Origin of the sequence: Nocardioides fonticola, assembly GCF_039536805.1 — a bacterium.
GTDB classification, from domain to species: domain Bacteria; phylum Actinomycetota; class Actinomycetes; order Propionibacteriales; family Nocardioidaceae; genus Nocardioides; species Nocardioides fonticola.
Genome location: NZ_BAAAZH010000028.1, coordinates 304,854 through 325,614, shown reverse-complemented (window position 1 = coordinate 325,614; position 20,761 = coordinate 304,854). Strand labels below are relative to the sequence as shown.

20 protein-coding genes, 1 pseudogene and 3 riboswitches are annotated in these 20,761 nt (G+C 74.5%); of the genes and pseudogenes, 15 read left to right on the top strand and 6 right to left on the bottom strand.

Annotation, left to right across the window (positions count from 1 at the left end; genetic code table 11):
• The first annotated feature begins 502 nt into the window (after positions 1-502).
• Entirely contained in the window at positions 503-1,816 is a 1,314-nt protein-coding gene (locus tag ABD671_RS18775) for an HNH endonuclease signature motif containing protein (protein ID WP_344734978.1), read from the top strand.
• Between the two features lie 46 nt (positions 1,817-1,862).
• Here ABD671_RS18775 and ABD671_RS18770 read toward each other — a convergent pair whose 3' ends face one another.
• From ABD671_RS18770 to ABD671_RS18755, 4 genes are read right to left on the bottom strand one after another with little or no spacing between them, the layout of a single operon-like run.
• Entirely contained in the window at positions 1,863-2,453 is a 591-nt protein-coding gene (locus ABD671_RS18770) for a transglutaminase-like domain-containing protein (protein WP_344734977.1), read from the bottom strand.
• 28 nt (positions 2,454-2,481) lie between these two features.
• Entirely contained in the window at positions 2,482-3,354 is an 873-nt protein-coding gene (locus ABD671_RS18765) for an alpha/beta fold hydrolase (RefSeq protein ID WP_344734976.1), read from the bottom strand.
• Positions 3,351-3,839: a DoxX family protein gene (locus ABD671_RS18760; RefSeq protein ID WP_344734975.1), complete on the bottom strand. Its 489-nt coding sequence runs from the start codon at positions 3,837-3,839 to the stop codon at positions 3,351-3,353. Before ABD671_RS18760 ends, ABD671_RS18765 begins: the two co-directional genes overlap by 4 nt.
• A 9-nt stretch (positions 3,840-3,848) precedes the next feature.
• Entirely contained in the window at positions 3,849-4,205 is a 357-nt protein-coding gene (locus ABD671_RS18755) for an SdpI family protein (protein WP_344734974.1), read from the bottom strand.
• Positions 4,206-4,235: 30 nt separating this feature from the next.
• Here ABD671_RS18755 and ABD671_RS18750 point away from each other — a divergent pair, with 30 nt between their 5' ends.
• On the top strand, positions 4,236-5,474 hold the full coding sequence (locus ABD671_RS18750) for an NADH:flavin oxidoreductase/NADH oxidase family protein (protein ID WP_344734973.1): 1,239 nt from the start codon (positions 4,236-4,238) through the stop codon (positions 5,472-5,474).
• Positions 5,471-5,866 (top strand): RidA family protein, encoded by a 396-nt coding sequence (locus ABD671_RS18745; protein ID WP_344734972.1) that lies wholly within the window; start codon positions 5,471-5,473, stop codon positions 5,864-5,866. The genes ABD671_RS18750 and ABD671_RS18745 overlap by 4 nt, the downstream gene beginning before the upstream one ends.
• A 30-nt stretch (positions 5,867-5,896) precedes the next feature.
• On the opposite strand, the gene ABD671_RS18740 is transcribed toward ABD671_RS18745, so the two are convergent.
• Positions 5,897-6,304: a DUF4440 domain-containing protein gene (locus ABD671_RS18740; RefSeq protein WP_344734971.1), complete on the bottom strand. Its 408-nt coding sequence runs from the start codon at positions 6,302-6,304 to the stop codon at positions 5,897-5,899.
• A 30-nt stretch (positions 6,305-6,334) separates the two neighbouring features.
• A riboswitch (cobalamin riboswitch) is annotated at positions 6,335-6,529 on the top strand.
• Between the two features lie 54 nt (positions 6,530-6,583).
• Between ABD671_RS18740 and ABD671_RS18735 the strand changes: the two are divergent.
• The 4 genes and pseudogenes from ABD671_RS18735 to ABD671_RS18720 form a co-directional block, all read left to right on the top strand.
• Positions 6,584-6,790, top strand: a pseudogene (locus ABD671_RS18735) (hypothetical protein); the annotation flags it as partial.
• A 687-nt stretch (positions 6,791-7,477) separates the two neighbouring features.
• Positions 7,478-8,104 carry a precorrin-8X methylmutase gene (locus tag ABD671_RS18730; protein WP_425574937.1) on the top strand — a complete coding sequence of 209 codons (627 nt, stop codon included), beginning with the start codon at positions 7,478-7,480 and terminating at the stop codon, positions 8,102-8,104.
• On the top strand, positions 8,101-9,612 hold the full coding sequence (locus tag ABD671_RS18725; protein WP_344734970.1) for a precorrin-2 C(20)-methyltransferase: 1,512 nt from the start codon (positions 8,101-8,103) through the stop codon (positions 9,610-9,612). The genes ABD671_RS18730 and ABD671_RS18725 overlap by 4 nt, the downstream gene beginning before the upstream one ends.
• Positions 9,609-10,385 carry a cobalt-precorrin-4/precorrin-4 C(11)-methyltransferase gene (locus ABD671_RS18720; RefSeq protein ID WP_344734969.1) on the top strand — a complete coding sequence of 259 codons (777 nt, stop codon included), beginning with the start codon at positions 9,609-9,611 and terminating at the stop codon, positions 10,383-10,385. Before ABD671_RS18725 ends, ABD671_RS18720 begins: the two co-directional genes overlap by 4 nt.
• Here ABD671_RS18720 and cbiE read toward each other — a convergent pair.
• Positions 10,354-11,553, bottom strand: coding sequence for a precorrin-6y C5,15-methyltransferase (decarboxylating) subunit CbiE (gene cbiE, locus ABD671_RS18715; RefSeq protein WP_344734968.1), 1,200 nt, complete (start codon positions 11,551-11,553; stop codon positions 10,354-10,356). The two genes, ABD671_RS18720 and cbiE, sit on opposite strands and share 32 nt — an antisense overlap.
• Before the next feature lie 52 nt (positions 11,554-11,605).
• Positions 11,606-11,749, top strand: a riboswitch (cobalamin riboswitch).
• Between the two features lie 25 nt (positions 11,750-11,774).
• Here cbiE and ABD671_RS18710 point away from each other — a divergent pair.
• The 8 genes from ABD671_RS18710 (at position 11,775) to ABD671_RS18675 (ending at position 20,760) form a co-directional block, all read left to right on the top strand.
• Entirely contained in the window at positions 11,775-13,790 is a 2,016-nt protein-coding gene (locus ABD671_RS18710; protein ID WP_344734967.1) for a VWA domain-containing protein, read from the top strand.
• A 1-nt stretch (position 13,791) separates the two neighbouring features.
• A complete protein-coding gene (cobO, locus tag ABD671_RS18705) occupies positions 13,792-14,406 on the top strand; it encodes a cob(I)yrinic acid a,c-diamide adenosyltransferase (protein WP_344734965.1) in 615 nt (204 codons plus the stop codon).
• Positions 14,400-16,817 (top strand): bifunctional hydrogenobyrinic acid a,c-diamide synthase/histidinol phosphate aminotransferase CobBC, encoded by a 2,418-nt coding sequence (gene cobBC, locus ABD671_RS18700; protein WP_344734964.1) that lies wholly within the window; start codon positions 14,400-14,402, stop codon positions 16,815-16,817. The genes cobO and cobBC overlap by 7 nt, the downstream gene beginning before the upstream one ends.
• Positions 16,817-17,866, top strand: a complete 1,050-nt coding sequence (cobT, locus tag ABD671_RS18695; RefSeq protein ID WP_344734963.1) for a nicotinate-nucleotide--dimethylbenzimidazole phosphoribosyltransferase — start codon at positions 16,817-16,819, stop codon at positions 17,864-17,866. Before cobBC ends, cobT begins: the two co-directional genes overlap by 1 nt.
• Positions 17,867-17,873: 7 nt before the next feature.
• Positions 17,874-18,674, top strand: coding sequence for an adenosylcobinamide-GDP ribazoletransferase (locus ABD671_RS18690; protein WP_344734962.1), 801 nt, complete (start codon positions 17,874-17,876; stop codon positions 18,672-18,674).
• Positions 18,675-18,684: 10 nt separating this feature from the next.
• Positions 18,685-19,611 carry a cobalamin biosynthesis protein gene (locus ABD671_RS18685; RefSeq protein ID WP_344734961.1) on the top strand — a complete coding sequence of 309 codons (927 nt, stop codon included), beginning with the start codon at positions 18,685-18,687 and terminating at the stop codon, positions 19,609-19,611.
• Positions 19,589-19,702, top strand: a riboswitch (cobalamin riboswitch). Its footprint overlaps the gene before it by 23 nt.
• A 28-nt stretch (positions 19,703-19,730) precedes the next feature.
• Entirely contained in the window at positions 19,731-20,462 is a 732-nt protein-coding gene (locus ABD671_RS18680) for an energy-coupling factor ABC transporter permease (RefSeq protein ID WP_344734960.1), read from the top strand.
• The gene (locus tag ABD671_RS18675) at positions 20,455-20,760 is read left to right on the top strand and encodes an energy-coupling factor ABC transporter substrate-binding protein (protein WP_344734959.1); all 306 of its coding nucleotides are present in this window, start codon (positions 20,455-20,457) and stop codon (positions 20,758-20,760) included. Before ABD671_RS18680 ends, ABD671_RS18675 begins: the two co-directional genes overlap by 8 nt.
• The last annotated feature ends 1 nt before the right edge of the window (position 20,761 follow it).

Sequence of the window (20,761 nt, the reverse complement as noted above, 5' to 3'; positions counted from 1 at the left end):
GCTCGGTGTTCGGGTCGCCGGCTGCGTTGGGTTGAGAGGCGCTGGCTATGCGGGCGGGTGGGCGCTGTCGCCTGTCGGGTCGCCGTCGGCGTCGCGTTGAGAGGCGCTGGCTACTCGGGTGGGTGGGCGCTGTCGCCTGTCGGGTCGCCGTTCGCTTCGGTGGAAAGGCGCTGGCTACGCGGGTGGGGGTTCCGGCTGCCTCTCGGGTGCGGGGGTCTCGCGGCTCGCATGCGCTCGCACCTCGACCACCGATCGCTTCCGGTGGTCGAGGTGCGAGGCGCCCTCCGGTGGTCGAGGTGCGAGGCGCCCCGGCGCCGAGCCGCGAGACCCCGCAAGACGACCGCCCACAGCAGGGACGATCTACGGCTCCCGTCCGGTGGCTGAGGTGCCCGAGCCCCTAGGCGAGGGCCTCGAAGCCCAGCAAGCCGGACAGCAGCCGAAACCCGCGACATTCAGTCGCTCAGGACCTTGCTTTCGAACACCAGTTCGAGTAGGCTGAGGCATGGCCTCCACCACCCCGCACCAGGAAGAACTGGACCCGCGTGACCCGCGGTCCCTCCTGGTGCACGCACGCGATGCGCGTGCCGCTGAGGAGGCCCACGGTCGCGAGGTCTTCATCGCCGCCGCACGCTGGGCACTCGCCCACCCCGCGGCTGATGAGTGGGACAGCGCCTGCGTTCCGGGCACCGAACGCGAGTTGGCGATCGCCGGCCAGGGTGCGCCCCTGGTGGCGGAGTTCTGCATCGATGAGTTCGCTGCCGCGATCGGGCTGTCCACCGATGCCGGGCATTACTACATCGGCGACGCATTGGAACTCGCTGCCCGTCTGCCGCGGTGCTGGAAGCGTGTCGAGGCCGGTGAGGTTCCGGTGTGGCGTGCCCGGAAGATCGCCCAAGCCACCCGGCTGCTCTCACCCGAGGCCGTCGAGCTGGTCGACCAGCGGTTGGCGTCGTTCGCGCACTCCATCGGCGGACGCGGCATCGAGCAGACCGTCAAAGCCGCTGAAGCAGAAGCCGACCCCGAGCTCCTCAAGGCCAGGCGGGAAGCGGCCGACGACAAGCGGCACATCACCATCTACTCCCGCCACGTCGACTTCCACGGACGTGTCGACATCGAAGGCGCCCTCGACCTCGCCGACGCGCTCGACCTCGAAGACGCCCTCGCCGCCGTCGCCGCCCAACTCAAAGACCTCGGCTGTACCGAATCCCTCGACGCACGCCGGGCCATGGCCCTCGGCGAACTCGCACGCCGCGAAGCCTCGTTGACCTTCGACGCGGCTGGCGAGGTGGAGCCGCCGGCGCGGTCCAAGCGGACCCTCCAGCTCTACGTCCACATCAGCCACGCACCCGGCCAGAACCCGTTCGGGTCGGTGGCTCGGGTCGAGAACACCCGCACCGCGATCGACCTCGACACCCTCCGGTCCTGGTGCACCGACCCCGACACCCAACTCGTCGTGCGACCGGTGCTCGACATGGCTGAGCACCGCAGCGGCGAGTCCTACGAGATCCCCACCCTGCTCCGGGAACAGGTGATCTTGCGAGACGTCACCTGCGTCTTCCCCCACTGCACCAGGCCCGCCCGCAGCGCCGACATCGACCACATCGTCCCGTGGGACGAAGGCGGAAGCACCAGCACAGACAACCTCGCCGCGCTCTGCAGGCATCACCACCGTGTGAAGACCCACCACGGCTGGACCTATACGAGTACGAGCGGACCGCCGGGCAGCTACCGGTGGACCAGCCCCCACGGCCAGCAGTACCTCCGCACCCCCACCGGCACCACCACCATCAGCAGACCCCTCACCACGACAGCCTGAATCCCACCCGGGGCTCAGGCCCGTCGTGCTGCCCGAAGCACAGGCATCACTCGAGGGAGTCCGGGAGCACGCAGCTCAGGATGTCGGTGCAGTGGGCGAGGGCGGAGACGATCTCTCTGGGCACGGTGGCATGGAGGTCGGGGTAGTCCGCCTCCCCGGCATCCGGATCGACCTCGAACGCGAGCACTTCCCGCTCGAGGCTGAAGGCTGCCGCGACGCCCGGCTTGTTGCCCCGCGGGTCCTGCCGATGCCACGCGCCGTCCAGATGCACGGCGACCAGCCCGTGGACGGCGTATCCCCCTGCGCCGTCGGCGAGACGTTGAAAGCACAAAGCCGTGGCGATGCCTTGGCCCCGCAGGATCGCAGCCAGCAGCACCGACTTGGCGTAGCAGAGTCCCACCCGTTCGCGAAGCACGTCGGTAGCGCGCAGCGTCACCCTCGGGTCCTGGACGTCGAGGGAATGTGCGACTTCGTCTCGGACCCAGGCGAAGGCAGCGGCCGCGAAGTCACGGTCATCGGAGTGCTCGCCTCGGAGTCGTGCGCCGACGGTCAGGATCTCGGGATGGTCGACCTCGATGAGGTCATCGCCCGTGAGGTAGGCCTCGAGTGGATGGGCCTGTCGCAGGTGGACCGCCATGAGCTCAGCGTAGATGCACGCAGGGGCCTCAGAGCCGCGCCCGGATCTCCGCAGCCACCCGCTCGGGTGCCTCGATCGGGGGCCAGTGGCCGACGCCGTCCAGTTCGACGATCTCGGTGGCGGGGCGCAGGTAGCGCAGGTGGCGCGGCATCGTGGGGACGGCGATCGGGTCGAGCAGTCCCCAGATGGCGGTGAGGGGTCCGGGGAAGTCGACGAGGCCGGCGGTGAAGCGCGGCTGGTGGGCGCGGCGCTCCAGGAGGTAGGTGAGCTGCTGGACGATGACGCGGGCGCCGCCGCCCAGTTGGATGAGTGCGACGAGGTCGTCGAGGGCGGCGGGGGAGACGGCGGTGCCGGGGGCGATCGACTCGCGCAGGCTGCGGCGCAGCATCGGGGTGGGCATCGGGAACGGCAGCACCCGGGGGCCGATCCGGAGCCCGAGGCGCTGGCCGCGGGAGAGCTGCGCAAGATCGATGAAGATCGAGCCGTTGGTGAGGAACACCTGCTCGACGACGAACCCGAGGCGTCCCTCCGACTGCCGGGCCAGCAGCTCGGAGGCGACCGTGGTGCCCATGTCGTGCGCGAGCAGGACGACGCGGTCGACACCCGTCTGCGCCACCACCTGCTCGACGAGGTCGGCCTGCTCGAACAGCGAGTACGAGGCGTCGAGCGGCTTGTCGGAGAACCCGTAGCCGAGGAGATCGGGCGCGAGCCAGGGGCGGCCCAGGTGCGGCAGCACGCCCGCGAGATCGAAGGAGGATCCCGGGTAGCCGTGCAGCGCGAGCACGGGCGTGCCGGTGCCGGCGTCGATGCTGGAGGCCACGAAGACTTCATGCGGGCCGACCTGCAGGCGGCGTCCGGCATCGCGCCAGGCGAGCGCGGCCGGGCTGGGTCGCGCGCTCATCGCCACAGCGGCGCCAGGAGGGCGGCACCCAGCAGCAGGACGACGACGCCGCCGACGACGGCGCGCGGATGCTTCTCCCACGGCCACCGAGGGACGCCGTCCGCGGGGCGCAGCGACTCCCCGCCCCAGAGCGCGAGCAGCACCAGCACCGGCTGGAAGAACAGCCGCTGGTAGCGGGCCGCGTCGGTGTCGAGACCGAAGGCGCTGACGCCCTCGACGTATTGGCCGATGTTGCCCGGGAAGATGACGACATAGAAGACGGCGAGCATCAGCCCGACCTCGCGTCGGCGGGCGTGCCACAGCGCGAACGCGGCGCCCAGCGCGATCTCGACGACGCCGGAGGCGACGACAGTGAACGTCTCCGGCAACGGGAACCAGGAGGGCACCTGGGCGTCGAAGTCCGAGCGCAGGAACGTCAGGTGCGCGACCCCCGCGAACACCATGGCCGAGCCGAGAAGGACGCGGACGATCGTGCGCGGTGACATGGCGTGCCCCTAGGGCACGCGTCGCGCAGCGCCCACCGCCTTCAGCGTGGCGACGAGGAGACCGCAGAGGCCCACGAGCGCGGCCGCCCCGACGAGCGCGACCCCGGGGCCGACCGGCCCGGCGACGCGGACGACGATGCCGAGCGCGGTGAGCACCAGAGCGGCGGCTCCGCTCTGACGCAACGTGGCTGCGGCCGCGCGGTGCCCCGCGAGCCAGGCGGCGTCCGAACGCAGGGTGTCTCGCGTGCGGATGCCGACGAGCCGGTTGCGAGGCAGCCGGTCAGCCTCGATCGCGCGGGCCAGGAGCACCGACACGGTGCCCAGCACCAGGGCGACGGACAACAGACCAGGGAGGGCGGCGTCCATGCGTTCCACCGTACGGCTAGGTTTCGCATCGTGGCCGAGCTGACCTCACCCCTCACCCTGCCCAGCGGGCTCGTGCTCCCGCACCGCATCGCCAAGGCGCCGATGACCGAGAACCTCGCCGACGCCGACAACCAGCCCACCGTGGCCCACGAGCGCCTCTACCGGCGCTGGGCCGCGGGCGCGTCGGGCGGCCTGCTGATCACCGGCAACCTTCTGCTCGACCGCCGCTACCTCGAGCGCAGCCGCAACATCGTCGCCGACCGCCACCTCGACATCGACGCCCTGCGCCGCATGCGCGACGCCGCCGCCGAGTGCGCCATGATCGCCCAGCTCAACCATGCGGGCCGCCAGACCAACCGCTTCGTCGCCTCCCGCCCGGTCGCCCCGAGCGCGGACGCCGGCGCCGTGCGGATGATGGGCCTCTTCGGCGCGCCCCGCGAGCTGCGCAGCGAGGAGATCGAGGACATCGTCGCCGGCTTCGGCCGCGCCGCCGCGCAGTGCGAGCAGGCCGGCCTGGACGGCGTCCAGGTGCACGCGGCGCACGGCTACCTGCTCGCCCAGTTCCTCTCCCCGCACGTGAACCGGCGCACCGACCGGTGGGGCGGCGACGTCCGCGGTCGCTCACGCGCGCTCATCGAGGCCGTGCGCGCCGCGCGTGCCGCCACCGGCCCGGGCTTCACCGTCGCGGTGAAGCTCAACTCCTCCGACTTCCGCCACGGCGGCTTCACCGAGGACGACGCCGAGCAGGTCGTCGGCTTCCTCGTCGAGGAGGGCGTCGACCTCATCGAGATCTCCGGCGGCACCTACGAGAACCCCGCGCTCTTCGGTGAGGTCGGCGAGCTGCGCGAGGGCGGCTCGGTCAAGGAGGCCTACTTCGCCGGCTTCGCGCGCCGCGTGCGGTCGCGGGCGGCGAACGTGCCGCTCATGCTGACCGGCGGCATCCGCAGCCGCGCGGCGATGGTCGACCTGTTGGCCGACGGCGGCGTCGACGTGATCGGCCTCGGCCGCCCGCTGGCCCTCGACCCCGACCTCACCCGTCGCCTGCTGGCCGGCGAGGACGGCATCACCCTGCCGCGCTACGCCCTGCCGACCGTGGCCGGCGTGGCGGGGGAGTCGGAGTGGTACGAGACCCAGATCGGCCGCATGGGTGCCGGGCGCGAGCCCAAGCCCGGGCTGCACCCGGTGACAGCGGCGTCCCGCTTCGTCGGCGGGGAGCTGGTGCGCGGCCTGGCCTCGCGTCGCCGCCGTGAGCGGATGGCGTCGGCATGAGCGCGGAGACCCGGCAGCACGCCTCCAGTGGCTCGCCCTACGAGCAGACCATCGGCTTCAGCCGCGCGGTGCGGCTCGGCCGCCACGTCGCGGTCAGCGGGACGGCGCCGGTCTGGCCCGACGGCGAGGTCGACCCCGACCCTGCCGCGCAGGCCCGCCGCTGCTGGGAGATCGCGCTCGTCGCGCTCGCCCACCTCGGCGGCACCCCGGACGACGTCGTCCGCACCCGCCAGTACATCGTCGATGCCGCCGAGGGCGAGGTCATCGGCGCGGTGCACGGGGAGTTCTTCGCCGACATCCGGCCCGCCTCGACCATGGTCGTCGTCGCCGGGCTGCTCGACCCGCGGTGGCGCGTGGAGATCGAGCTCGACGCGATCCTCCCCGAGGGCTGAACGGAGCCCCAGGAGCCCGAGCGGGTCAGCTCACCGCTCGTCGTCCCAGGCCACGGCGCTGATCCGCCACCCGGCGCCCGTGCGTACCGCCTGCACCGACTTCGCGCCGGTGCCGGCGTGCTCGATCTCGCCCTCCCGCCACGACTTCGCGTAGGCGACCCAGGCCTGGGCGACGTCTCCGAAGACCTCGACCGCAACCTCCGTGGGCCACTCCCGGAAGTCGCTGAGGCGTCCCGAGGAGAGGAGGTCGGCCCGCGGGGCCACGAAGGAGTCGACGTCGAGCACCTGCGGCTCCTCCCCGCAGGTGCGTACGACCACGGCCTGCGGCAGAAGCAGGTCGTGGAGGGTCGCGGCCCGCGCGACGGCGTCGGGGCCGCTGACGAAGGCGGCGAGGAAGTCCTCCACGAGGCGGGTGACGGCTGCGTGATCGGCACTCACGGGTCGATGATGCCCGCGTCGGTCAACCCGTTGTACGCTCACCGCGCCAGTCGCACTCCCTTGTGGAGTCAGGGAACCCGGTGCGAATCCGGGACTGACGCGCAGCGGTATGGGTGACGGGCGGGGCACGCCGCACGGCAGCCACTGGGGTCCTCGCGACCCTGGGAAGGCGCTCCGACCCGATGGATCCCGAGTCCGAAGACCTGCTGGTGCTGGCGGCGATCGCCGTCAGGTCAGCCAGGACCCCGCGCCCAGGGTCCTCGACCGCAAGGGACCCTCGTGCCGTCTCCCTCCGTCCGCACCCGCCGTGACCGCTGCCCGGGCGTCGATCGCCCCTGGCCCGCCGACGACGGCCTCCTCGTGCGCCTGCGAGTACCGGGCGGCGTCGTCCGCGCCGAGGCGCTGCGCGCCCTGCTGACCGTCGCCGAGCGTCACGGCGACGGACGCCTGCACCTCACCTCGCGCGCCAACCTCCAGGTGCGCGGCCTGCCGGACGACGGCGCCGGGCGGCTCGACCCGCAGGTGCGCGCCGATCTCGCCGCCACCGGGCTGCTGCCGGCCCCGCGCCACGAGCTCGTGCGCAACGTGCTGGCGTCCCCCGCCACCGGCCGCGCCGGTGGACGCCTCGATCTGCGACCCGTCGTCGAGGACCTCGATCGCCGGTTGTGCGAGGACGATCTGCTCGCCGCCCTCCCCGGCCGGTTCCTCTTCGTGCTGGACGACGGCCGCGGCGATCTGATCGACCGCGAGTGCGACCTCGGGCTGGTGGCGTTGGACGCCGCGACCGTGCAGCTGCGGGTCGGCACGCACTGGGGTGCGGTCGTGCCGGTGGCCGAGGCGGCGGTGCGGCTCGTCGTGCTGGCCCGCGCGTTCCTGGAGGCTCGCGGCACGGGCCCCGAGGCGCCGTGGCACATCGAGGAGCTGGGCTTCCCGCTCGTCGTCCCGTCGGCCCCCGACCCGCGTCTGCCGGCGCCGTCCGGGCCGCTGCCCTACGGCGCGGGCCCGGCCGGGCGACACCACGAGGTGCCGCAGGAGGGCTGGAGCCGGGCCGAACTCGACACGGCCGTCGGCAGCGCCGAGGAGGTGGTCGTGACGCCGTGGCGCGGGGTGCTCGTGCCGCGGCACCATGGCGAGGAGGGGCCGCCGCGGCGCCCGGCGCGCCGGTTCGCCTACATCGAGCAGGGGGCCGACATCTACCTCGACTCCTTCGCCACCATCCGCCGCGAGGCCGATCTGTCCGGCGTCCCGGACGACGCCGAGAAGCTGGCCGTGCGGATGATCCACGGCAGCGGCCAGGTCGACCTCGCCCGCGACCTCGTCGTCCACCCGCGACTGGTGAGCGCAGCGCGGGCGGCACTCGAGGCGGGCGCGCCGATCCTCTGCGACGCCACCATGGTCGCCACCGGCGTCACCCGCAGCCGCCTGCCCCGCGACAACGACGTGCGCTGCCTGCTCAACGACCCGCGCGTGCCCGAGCTGGCCCGCAGCTGGGGCACCACCCGCAGCGCGGCGGCGGTCTCCCTGTGGGAGCCGTGGTTGGAGGGCGCCGTCGTCGCCATCGGCAACGCCCCGACCGCCTTGTTCCACCTGCTCGAGATGCTCCTGGACGGCGCCCCGCGGCCGGCGGCCATCGTCGGCTGTCCGGTCGGCTTCATCGGGGCGGCGGAGTCGAAGGAGGAGCTGGAGCTCTTCGCCGAACGGCACGGCATTGACATCCCCTTCGTCACCGTGCGCGGGCGCCGCGGCGGCTCGGCGATGACCTCCTCGGCCCTCAACGCCCTCGCCCAGGAGCAGGAGTGACGGGCCGGTTCGCGGGCGTCGGGGTGGGCCCCGGCGACCCCGAGCTGATCACCCGCAAGGCCGCCCGGCTCATCGCCGAGGCCGACGTGATCGCCTACCACGCAGGCGTCGGCAAGGCCTCCAACGCCCGGCGCATCGCGGCCGACCTCATCCCGGCCGGGGTCGTGGAGGAGCAGCTCACCTACCCCGTCACCACCGGCACCAGCGACCATCCCGGCGGCTACACCGGCGCGATGGCGGCCTTCTACGAGGAGTCCGCCGCCCGGCTCGCCGCGCACCTGGACGCCGGCCGCGACGTCGTCCTGCTCGCCGAGGGCGACCCGCTGTTCTACGGCTCGTTCATGTACATGCACGACCGGTTGGCCGCCACCTACGAGACCGAGATCGTGCCCGGGGTGCCGGCGTTCCTGGCGGCCACCGCCACGACCGCGAGCCCGCTCGTGCGGCAGACCGACGTGCTCACCGTGCTGCCGGGCACGCTGCCCGAACCCGAGCTCGCGCGCCGGCTCGCCGACACCGACGGCGCGGTCATCATGAAGCTCGGGCGCACCTTCCCCGCCGTCCGCCGGGCCCTGGAGGCCGCCGGACGCCTCGACCACGCCCTCTACGTCGAGCGCGCCTCGATGCCCGAGGAGCACTGGGTGCGGGTCACCGAGGTCGACGCCGAGCGGGTGCCGTACTTCTCGCTCATCGTCGTCACCGGCGACTCCCTGCATGGACGCCGCAGCCGCGACGAGGTCGTGCCCGTGCTCGCCGCCGAACCCGAGCGCGCACCTGCCGAACTGCTGGTCGTGGGCGTCGGTCCCGGCCCCGAGGCCTGGACGACGCCCGAGGTCGCCGCCGCGCTCGCCGAGGTCGACCACGTCGTCGGCTACGGCCCCTACCTCGACCGGGTGCCGCAACGGCCCGGCCTGCGCCGGCACGCCTCCGGCAACACCGTCGAGGTCGATCGCGCCCGAGCCGCCCTCATGCTCGCCCTGCGGGGCGAACGGGTCGCGGTGGTCTCCGGCGGCGACGCCGGGGTGTTCGGGATGGCGGCCGCGGTCTTCGAGGCCGCGGAGGACCCGGTCTTCGCCGACGTCGCGATCCGGGTGCTGCCCGGCGTCAGCGCGATCCAGGCCGTCGCCGCCCGCGCCGGTGCGCCGATCGGCGCCGACTTCGCGGTCATGTCGCTCTCCGACCGGCTCAAGCCGTGGCCGGTGATCGAGCACCGGTTGCGCGCGGTCAGCGAGGCCGACCTCGTGCTCGGCCTCTACAACCCGGCGTCCCGCTCGCGCACCGAGCAGATCAGGCGGGCCGTCGACGTGCTGCGCGAGCACCGCAAGCCCGACACGGTCGTGGTCGTCGGTCGCGACATCGGCCGCGCTGAGGAGTCGCTCACCGTCACCACGCTCGCCGACCTCGACCCCGCCGGCATAGACATGAAGTGCCTGCTCATCATCGGCGCCTCCTCCACGCGGGTCGGTGCCGCCGGGGTCTGGACGCCGCGGTTCGTGGAGGGGCCATGACGATCCACTTCGTCGGAGCAGGCCCCGGTGCGGCCGATCTGCTGACCGTGCGCGCGACCCGGCTGCTCGCCGCGGCCGATCTCGTGCTCTACCCGGGCACCTATCTCGACCCCGAGGTGCTCGCCCACGTGGGGCCCGATGCCGAGCTCGTCGACACCCAGCATCTCGACCTCGACGCCATCACCGACCATCTCGTGCGCGCGCACGCCGCCGGCCGCGACGTCGTCCGGCTCGCCTCGGGCGACCTGTCGGTCTACTCCGCGCTCAGCGAGCAGACGCGTCGCCTCGACGCCGCCGGCGTGCCCTGGGACGTCGTCCCCGGGGTGCCGGCCTATGCCGCCGCCGCGGCCCGCATCGGCCGCGAGCTGACGGTGCCGCTGGTCGCCCAGTCGGTGGTGCTGACCCGCACCCGTGCGCGGTCGACAGCGATGCCGCAGACCGAGGAGCTGGAGGCCTTCGCGCGCACCGGCGCGACGCTCGTGCTGCACCTGGCGATCACCCGCACCCGGGCCCTCATGGAACGGCTGGCGCCGATCAGCGGGCCCGACTGCCCGGTCGTCGTGGTGCACCGCGCCAGCCAGCCCGAGGAGCTCGTGCTGCGCGGCACCGTGGCCGACATCGCGGACGCCGTCGAGGCGGCCGGTCTGCGCCAGGCCGCGGTGATCCTGGTCGGCCGCGCGGTGGGCGAGGACCCCCACGGTGCGGGGGAGTCGCACCTGTACTGCGCCGAGCGGGAGCGGGTCAGCCCTGCTTCCGCCACGCCCACTGCGTGACCGCGCGGGCCGGCGTCCACCCGGTGAAGGTGCCCACCGGGGCCGCGGTCTCGACCGCGAGGCGCGTCAGTTCGCCGCCGTGCTCGGCGTAGCTGCGCGCGAGCACCTGCTCGGTCTCCAGGGTGACCCCGTGGACGACGAGGCGGCCGCCGGGGCGCAGCGCCGCACGACAGGCGGCCAGGACGCCGGGCACGGTGGCGCCGCCGCCGACGAAGACGGCGTCGGGTGCCGTCAACCCGGTCAGGGCCTCGGGCGCGCGGCCCTCGACGACCCGCAGCCCGGGGACGCCGAGAGCAGCGGCGTTGCGGGCGATCCGCGCGGCCCGCTCGGGGTTCCCCTCGATCGCGATCGTGCGACAGGTGGGGTGCGCACGCATCCACTCGATGCCCACCGACCCCGCCCCGGCGCCGACGTCCCACAGCAGCCCGCCGGGGGACGGCGCCAGCCGCGCCAGCGCCGAGGCACGCACATCGCGCTTGGAGAGCTGCCCGTCGTGCTCGTAGAGGTCGTCGGGCAGACCGCTGCTCCAGCCGGCCAGCGGCGGCCCGACCAGGTCGAGGGCGAGCACGTGCAGACGCGGCGCCGGCCCCTGCCAGGCCTGGGCGGTCGTCGTGCGGTGCGACTGCTCGGGCGCCCCGAGATCGCCGAGCACGTGCAGAACGCTGGCGCCGTACCCGCGCTCGACGAGCAGCGCCGCGACGGCGTCGGGGGTGTGCTCGTCGGAGGACAGCACGAGCACCCGATGGCCCGGGGCGAGTTCGCGGGCGAGCAGGGCGACCTCGCGCCCCACGACGCTGACGACCGTGGTGGTCTCGGCCGGCCAGCCGAGCACGCCGCGTGCGAGGGCGACCGAGGAGACCGCCGGATGGATGCGCACCCGGTCGGGGCCCAGCAGGCCGAGCAGGGTGGTGCCGATGCCGGAGACCAACGGGTCGCCGGAGGCCAAGGCCACCACGCGGCGTCCGTGCAGGGTCTCGATCAGGCCGGGCAGCGCCTCGCGCAGGGGCCGCGGCCAGGGCAGGCGCTCCTGCGCGTCGATCGGCGGCACCAGGGCCAGATGCCGTTCCCCGCCTAGGAGGACGTCGGCGCCGGTCACCAGATCGCGCAGCCGCAGCGGGACGCCGTCCCACCCGTCGGCGCCGATTCCCACCACGTCGATCAGCTCCACGTGCGGGGACGCTATCGTGAGCGCCGCACGAGGTGCCCTCGAGGCCACGACGTCGGAAACGGCGGCGCTGGGTGAGAGGGAGAATCTGGGAAGCCGGTGAGATTCCGGCACAGGCCCGCTGCGGTGAACCGGGCCCCTGCGCATCTGCGAGGGGGACTCGGCAAGTCCGAAGACCGGCCTCGCGCCGTCCTGATGATCCGGCAACGCGAGCGGGAGCCTCCATGCCTGTGCACTATCCCTTTTCCGCTGTCCTCGGCTGCGACCCGACAGCCCCCGACGGCCTCGACGACATGGGCCTCGCGCTCGTGCTCACCGCCGTCAGCCCCGCGATCGGCGGCGTGCTGATCCGCGGCGAGAAGGGCACCGCGAAGTCCACCACCGTGCGCGCCCTGGCCGCGGTGCTGCCGCCGGTGGAGGTCGTCGTCGGCGACCGGTTCTCCGTCGACCCGGCCGTGCCCGCCGAGCTCGCCTCCTCACCCGACGCCCCCTTCGCCGATGACGCCGCGCGGGTGCACCGCCCGGCCCGCGTCGTCGAGCTGCCGATCGGCGCCAGCGAGGACCGCGTCGTCGGCGCGCTCGACCTGGAGGCGGCGCTGAGCCGCGGCGGGGTCGAGTTCGAGCCCGGTCTGCTGGCCCGCGCCCACCGCGGCGTCCTCTACGTCGACGAGGTCAACCTGCTGCACGACCACCTCGTCGACCTGCTGCTCGACGCGGCCGCCACCGGCCGGGTGAGCATCGAACGCGACGGCGTCTCGGTCGAGCACGCCGCCCGGTTCGTGCTCATCGGCACGATGAACCCCGAGGAGGGGGAGCTGCGCCCGCAGCTGCTCGACCGCTTCGGTCTCACCGTCGAGGTGGCCGCGCCCCGCGACCCGGCACTGCGGGCCGAGGTCGTGCGCCGCCGGATGGCCTTCGACGCCGACCCGTCGGGGTTCACCGCCCGCTTCGCCGACGCCGATGCCGACGTCGCCGCGCGGATCCTCGCGGCCCGCGCCGCCCTCGACCGGGTCGAGCTGTCGACGGCGGCGCTGCTGAAGATCGCCGAGATCTGCGCGGCCTTCGAGGTCGAGGGGCTGCGCGCCGACCTTGTGCTCGCCCGCACCGCGATCGCCCACGCCGCCTGGCACGAGCGCACGGCCGTCACCCGTGAGGACCTGCGCCGCGCCGCCCTGCTGGCGCTGCCGCACCGGCGACGCCGGCTGCCGTTCGAGGAGCCCGGGCTCGACGAGCAGCTGCTCGACGCGCTGCTGGGCGACGATGACCCGCCGCCGGACGAGCCGCCCCCGGGTGAGGGTGGCGAGCCGGAGGGTGCCGAGCCGGGCGAGCCGGGTGCCGAGCCGGCCGAGCCGGGCGAGCCGGGCCCGGCGGACGGCGACCCGGCCGAGGCCGAGGTGCCCGCCGGTGCACCGGTGCCCACGACGACCCAGCGCGCGCAGGCGCCCTACGCCTCGCGGCTGCTGCGGGTCGAGGGCCTCGGCACGGGCACGCCGGGACGCCGCAGCCGTGCGCGCGGCGAGCGCGGACGCCGTGTGGGCGCCCGGCCGGTCACCGGCACGGTCACGGCGCTCGACCTGCCCGCGACGATCCGGGCCGCGGCGAGCGCCCAGCCGGGCCGCGGCCGCGGCATCGGAGATCCGCTGCGCCTGGCCCGCCCTGATGTGCGCAGCGCCGTGCGGGAGGGCCGTGAGGCCAACCTCGTGCTGCTGTGCGTCGACGCCTCGGGTTCGATGGCGGCTCGGCGCCGCATGGAGCAGGTGAAGACGGCGGTGCTCTCGCTGCTGCTCGACGCCTACCGTCGCCGCGACCGCATCGGCCTGGTCACCTTCCGCGGCACCGGTGCCGAGGAGACCCTGCCGCCCACCGGCTCGGTCGACGTCGCCGCCGCCCGCCTCGACGACCTGCCCGCGGGCGGGCGCACCCCGCTCGCCGAGGGGCTGCACGAGGCGGCGCGTGTCGTCGTCCGCGAGCGTCGCCGCGACGCTGGGCAGCGGCCGCTGCTCGTCGTCGTCACCGACGGTCGGGCCACCGCCGGTGCCGACGCCGTCGCCCGCAGCCGGATGGCTGCCGATCACCTGCGGGCACTGGGCGTGGCGACCGTGGTCGTCGACAGCGAGAGCGGCCCGATGCGTCTGGGATTGGCTCGCGACCTCGCGGCCCGTCTCGGTGCCCAGCACCTGCCGCTCGCCGAGGTGTCGGCCGCCGCACTGGCCGGCGTCGTCCGGGCGCGGGTGGCCTGAGATGCCGCAGGGACGCACCGAGGTCGTGCCCGACGACGGCCTCACGACCGCCCAACGGCGACACCTGCCGCTGATCATGGTCAACACCGGTGACGGCAAGGGGAAGTCGACGGCCGCCTTCGGCATGGCGATGCGCGCCTGGAACCAGGGCTGGCGCGTGGGGGTGTTCCAGTTCGTGAAGTCGGCGAAGTGGCGCATCGGCGAGCAGACGGTCTTCGAGCAGCTCGCCGTGCTGCACGAGCGGGACGGCGTCGGCGGGCCGGTCGAGTGGCACAAGATGGGCGCCGGCTGGTCGTGGTCGCGGCGCCCCGGCACCGAGGACGACCATGCGCGGGACGCCGCCGAGGGATGGGCGGAGGTCAAGCGCCGCTTGGCGCAGGAGCGCCACGACCTCTACGTGCTCGACGAGTTCACCTATCCCATGGAGTGGGGGTGGGTCGACGTCGACGACGTGGTGACGACGCTGCGCGAGCGGCCCGGCCGTCAGTACGTGATGGTGACCGGACGCCGGGCGCACCCGGCGCTCGTCGAGGCCGCCGACCTCGTGACCGAGATGGTGAAGGTCAAGCACCAGATGGATCGCGGCCAGAAGGGGCAGCGGGGCATCGAATGGTGAGCCTGCCGCGGCTGCTGATCGCCGCCCCCTCGACCGGCCAAGGCAAGACGACGGTGGCCACCGGGCTCATGGCCGCCCTGCGCGCCACCGGCCTGACGGTCAGCGGCCACAAGGTCGGCCCCGACTACATCGACCCGGGCTACCACGCGCTCGCCACCGGGCGACCGGGACGCAACCTCGACCCGCACCTGGTCGGCGAGGACCTCGTCGTCCCGCTGTTGCTGCACGGGGCGAGCACCCCGGAACGCGGCGAACTGGCCGACCTGGCCGACATCGCCGTCATCGAGGGCGTCATGGGCCTGCACGACGGTCGGCTGGGCACCGACGGCTTCGCCTCGACCGCCCATCTCGCCCGGCTCACCGACACCCCGGTGGTGCTGGTGATCGACTGCGGGCGGCTCTCGCGCAGCGCGGCCGCGATCGCCGCCGGCATGGCCGTCTTCGACCCGCGGGTGCGCATCGCGGGCGTCGTCCTCAACCGCGCGGGCTCCGACCGCAACACCGAGGAGATCACCCGCGCGCTGGCGAGCTGGCGGCTGCCGGTGGTGGGGCGGTTGCCCTACGACGCCGAGCTCGCCTCGCCCTCGCGGCATCTCGGGTTGGTGCCGGTGGCCGAGCGCGGTGAGTCCGCGGCCCTCATCGAGCGGCTCGGCGCGCAGGTGGCAGCCCACCTCGATCTCCCAGCCCTGCTGGAGATCGCGGCCTCCGCGCCCGACCTCGACGCTGTGCCGTGGGACCCGTCCGCGGTGGTGCGGCCGGTCGCTTCCGGACGGCGTCCGGTCGTCGCCGTCGCCGGCGGGCGGGCCTTCACCTTCCGCTACCCCGAGACCGAGGAGCTGCTGCGGGCCGCCGGCTGCGACGTCGTGCCCTTCGATCCGCTGCACGACGAGGACCTGCCGGCCGGCGTGGCCGGGGTGCATCTCGGCGGCGGCTTCCCCGAGGTCTACGCCGGCGAGCTCGCCGGCAATGCGCGGCTGATGGCGCGGGTGCGCGAGGCGGTGGGCGACGGCGTCCCGACGGTCGCCGAGTGTGCGGGGCTGCTCTACCTGTGCCGCACGCTCGACGGTGTCCCGATGGCCGGGGCGGTGCCGCTGGCGGCGACGATGTCGCCGCGACTGACCCTGCGGTACCCGGTGGCCACCGCGGCCTCCGATTCGCTGCTGACGCGGCGCGGCGAGCGGGTGAGCGCGCACGAGTTCCATCGCACCGTCACCGATCCGGTCGCCACGGAGCCGGCGGCCTGGATCGTCGACGGCGCCCCCACGGGCGTTGCGGGGCCGCGGCTGCACGCCTCCTACCTGCACGTGCACTGGGCCGGGTACCCGCAGCTCGCGCAGCGCTTCGCCGAGGCCGTCGCCGTCGCCTCGGGCGCGGGCGCGGGCTCCGGAACCGCCGACGGCGTGGCCGATCCGCTGCGCCACCACGGCGACCGCGAGGTCGGGGGAGACCTCCTCGACCTGGCCGTCAACGTGCATCCCGGCCCGCGTCCGGAGTGGCTCGACCGCGCGCTGCACGCCTCGATCGGGGAGGCGGCCGCCTACCCCGACGTCGCACCGGCGGTGGGGGCGGTCGCCGCCCATGCTGGCCGGCCCGCGACGGAGGTGTTGGTGACGGCGGGGGCGGCCGAGGCGTTCACCCTGATCGCGCGGCTGCGGCCCTGGCGGCGGCCGGTGGTGGTGCATCCGCAGTTCACCGAACCCCATGCCGCGCTGGAGTCCGCGGGTCACCGGGTCACGCCCGTGCTGCTGCCCGCGGAGACGGGCTTCGCGCTCGACCCGGCCCTGCTGCCCGAGGACGCCGACCTTGTGGTCGTCGGCAACCCGACGAACCCCACCGGCGTGCTGCACCCGGCCGAGGCCGTGCTCGCGCTGCGGCGTCCCGGCCGTGTCGTGGTGGTCGACGAGGCGTTCATGGACGCCGTCCCCGACGAGGCCGCCTCGCTGGCACGGACGGCGCCGCCGGACGTCGTCGTGTTGCGCAGCCTCACCAAGCTGTGGGGGATACCCGGCGTCCGGGCGGGCTACGTGCTCGCCGGAGCCGAGATCGTCGCCGAACTGGCCCGCCTCCAGGTGCCGTGGGCGGTCTCCACGGCCGCGATCGCGGCCACCCGCGCCTGCCTGGCCCCGGAGGCCGCGCCGGAGGCACGGGCGCGCGCGGCCGACATCGCCGCGTGGCGGACCGAGCTCGTCGCGGCGCTCGCCGCGCGCGGTGTCGAGGTCGTGCCGTCGTCGACCTCCTTCGTGCTGGCCCGGCTCGGCGCCGGCACCCGTGAACGCTTGCGCGAGCACGGCATCGCCGTGCGCCGCTGCGACACCTTCCCCGGACTGGATGCGACCTGGTGCCGCATCGCCGTCCGTCCGCCCGCCACCACCGCGCGGCTGCTGGCCGCGCTCGAGGAATCGAGAGTCTGATGCCCTACGTGTCCCCGCCCTCCGATGTGACCCGCGAGCACGCGGCCAAGCGGCTGGCCGCGCTCGCCACCCCGCCCGGGGCGCTCGGCCGTCTCGGAGAGCTCGGCGTCTGGTTCGCCGCCTGCCAGGGCCGCGTGCCACCCGAGCAGCCCGACCGGCCCGGCGCGGTGCGGCTGGTGATCTTCGCAGGCGACCACGGCGTGGCCGCGCACGGCGTCTCGGCGTTCCCGCCCGCCATCACCGGCGCGATGGTGCGCACGTTCCTCGCCGGACGGGCCGGCGTGAGCGCGGTCGCGACCGCCCACGGGGTCGAGGTGCGGGTGCTCGACCTCGGCGTCGACGAGGACTTCGACGACCTGCCCGACGACGTCCGCGCAGCCCTCCAGGCCCACAAGGTGCGCCGCGGTTCGGGCGCGATCCACCTCGAGGACGCGCTGAGCGCCACCGAGGTGCGCGCCGCTCTGGACGCCGGCGCCGCCGTGGCCCGCGAGGAGATCGCCGCCGGAGCCCAGGTGCTGCTCAGCGGCGACATGGGCATCGGCAACACGACTCCCGCCGCCGCCCTCATCGCGGCCGGGCTCGGGCTGCCGGCCGCCGAGGTCGTCGGCCGGGGCACCGGTGTCGATGACGAGGGCCTGGCCCGCAAGGTCGCCGTCCTCGAGGCAGCCCTGACGCGGGCGGGGGAGCGGGTGGCCGACCCGATCGAGACCCTGGCCGCGCTGGGCAGCGCCGACCTCGCCGCCACCACCGGCTACCTGCTCGGGGCGGCCCAGGACGGCGTCCCGGTGCTGCTGGACGGCCTCATGAGCGTGGCATGTGCGCTCACCGCCGACCGCATCGAACCCGGTGCCGTGGCCTGGTACGCCGCCGGACACCGCTCCACCGAGCCGGCGCAGAGCCTCGCGCTCGCCAAGCTCGGCCTCGAGCCGCTGCTCGATCTCGGCCTGCGGCTGGGCGAGGGCTCCGGTGCGGTGGCCGCCGTCCCGGTGCTGCGCAGCGCGGTCGCGCTGCTGCGCGACGTGGCGCTGCTCAGCGAGCTCGGGGCCTGACCCGGCGATGGGCGCGGAGGCGGGCGTGCTGCGCGACGCCTGGCGGCTGGCCGTCGGCACCCTGACGGTGCTGCGGGTCGCCCCGCCTGTCGTGGTCGACCGGCGGCGCGCCGGGATCGCGATGGTGCTGGCGCCGCTCGCGGTCGCGCCGCTCGCCGTCCTCGTCGCTCTGGTGGCGTGGGGTGCTGTCGAACTCGACGTGGCGCCGCTCGTCACGGGGATGGTCGTGGTGGGGGTGCTGGCGCTCGGCACCCGGGCGCTGCACCTCGACGGGCTCGCCGACCTCGCCGACGGGCTCACCGCCTCCTACGACCGCGAGCGGTCGCTCGCGGTGATGAAGACCGGGACGGCCGGCCCCGCCGGTGTGGCCGCGCTGGTGATCGTGCTCGGACTCCAGGCCGCCGCTACGGGTTCCCTGCTCGCCTCGACCGGAGCGCGAGGGGCGGTGGTCGTGGGCGTCGCGACCTGCGTGTCCCGGGCTGCGTTGAGCCTGTGCTGCCTGCGCGGCGTTCCGGGGGCGCGTGCGGACGGACTCGGCAGTACCTACGTCGGCAGCGTCGCACCGGTGCTCACGGTCCTCGTCTGGATCCTCGCGGCGGCGGTGGCCGGTGTCGCCGTCAGCTGGGCCGGCGTCGGTTGGTGGCACGGCCCGCTCGCCGTCGCCCTCGCCCTCGCCGCCGTCTGCCTGGTGGTGCTGCGGGCGGTGCGACGGCTCGGCGGGGTGACCGGAGACGTGTTCGGCGCGTGTGTCGAGATCGCGTTCGCGGTGGTGTTGGTGGGGGTGCCGGTGGGGGCCGGCCTTGGCTGAGGCGGAGCGGGTGTCCTCCGCCCTCGGACTCGCCCTCGGCTTCGCGCTCGACCGGGCGTTCGGCGACCCGCGGCGCTTCCATCCGGTCGCCGGCTTCGGGCGGACGGCGTCCGCGCTGGAGGCCCGCTGGTACGCCGACGACCGCGCCCGCGGCGTCCTGCACACGGGCGTGCTCGTCGGCGGAGCGGTCGGCCTCGGCGTCCTGCTGGAGCGGCCGTCGTGGCGCGGGTGGCGGATCGGTGTGACGGCGGTGGCGACCTGGGCGGTGCTGGGCGGCCGCTCCCTGGAGCGCGAGGCGCTGGCGGTGCACGCCCACCTCGCCGACGGCGACCTGCCCGCGGCACGGCAGCGGCTCACGCACCTCGTCGGCCGCGACCCCTCCGCGCTGGGGCCGGGGGAGATCGCGCGGGCGGTGGTGGAATCGGTAGCCGAGAACACCTCCGACGCCGTCGTGGCGCCGCTGGTGTGGGGTGCGATCGCCGGTGTGCCCGGGCTGCTGGGCTATCGCGCGGCGAACACGCTCGATGCGATGGTCGGCCACCGCAGCGCCCGCTACGAGCGGTTCGGGTGGGCCTCGGCACGCGTCGACGATCTGCTGAACCTGCCCGGCGCCCGCCTCGCCGGGCTGCTGACCGCGGTGGCGGCCCCAGAGCGGGCCGGCGTCGTCCTGGCGACGTGGCGGCGCGATGCGGCCGGGCATCCGAGCCCGAACGCGGGGGTCGTCGAGGCCGCGTTCGCCGGCGCGCTCGGGGTGCACCTGGGCGGTACGAACGTCTACGGCGACCGTGTCGAGCACCGCGCGATCATGGGGTCCGGCCGCGCCGTCGAACCCGACGACGTCCCGCGGACGGCCGTCCTGGCCCGACGCGTCGGCATCGGCGCCGTGCTCGCATGCGCCGGCCTGCGAGCACTGCTAAGGTCGCCGAGCCAGTCCTAGGACGAGGAACCCGGTGAGAATCCGGGACGGTCGCGCCACTGTGAGCAGGACTTCTGCGAGTCAGGAACTCGGGGGCTGGTTCCGATCGGGACGCGTCATCCCGGGAAGGTGTGTGCGCTATGCATATCGCCGAGGGCTTCCTGCCCCCTCTGCATGCTGCGGCGTGGACGGCGGCGGCCGTCCCTTTCGTCGCCCACGGTGTCCGCGAGATCAAGCGGACGACCGCTACCCACCCCGAGTCGAAGCTGCTGCTCGGCGCCGTGGGGGCCTACTCGTTCGTGCTGTCGGCCATCAAGCTGCCCTCGGTCACGGGCAGCTCCTCGCACCCCACCGGCACCGGTGAGGGGGCGATCCTGTTCCGGCCGCCGGTGATGGCGGCACTCGGGTCGGTGGTGCTGCTCTTCCAGGCCCTGCTGCTCGCCCACGGCGGACTCACCACGCTGGGCGCCAACATCATGTCGATGGCGGTCGCGGGACCGTGGGCCGGCTACGGCGTCTACCGGCTGCTGCGTTTCGCACCGTGGAGCGTGGCGATCTTCTGCGCGGTCGCCGTGGCCGACCTGGCCACCTACGTGATGACCTCGACCCAGCTGGCGTTGGCGTTCCCCGACCCGCAGGGCGGTTTCCTCGCCTCGTGGGAGCGGTTCCTGGGGCTCTTCGCCCTCACCCAGATCCCGCTGGCGATCGTCGAGGGGCTCGTCGGCGTCCTGCTCATGAACGCCCTGCGCTCGTGGGCCGGGCCCGAGCTGCGCGGTCTCGGGTTCGGAGCCGATCGCGGTGAGGAGCCGGAGCTCGGCATCCCCGGCACCGAGGTCGACGGCGACGAGGTCGAGGAGGCCCGGCATGCGTAGGGCGATCATCAACCTCTCGTTGCTCGCGGCCGCGGTCGCGATCTTCGTGGTCGCGCTGCTCCTCGGCGGTCAGCGCGGCGACTTCGGCGGCACCGACTCCTCGGCCACCGGCTCGATCGAGGCGATCGACCCCGGCTACCGGCCGTGGTTCCAGCCGCTGTGGCAGCAGCCCGGCGGCGAGGTCGAGTCGGGTCTGTTCGCCCTCCAGGCGGCGCTCGGTGCCGGCGTCGTCGGGTTCGCGCTCGGCTCTTTCCGCGAGCGTCGTCGCGCGCGGGCCGCCGCCGACGCGGACGCCTGAG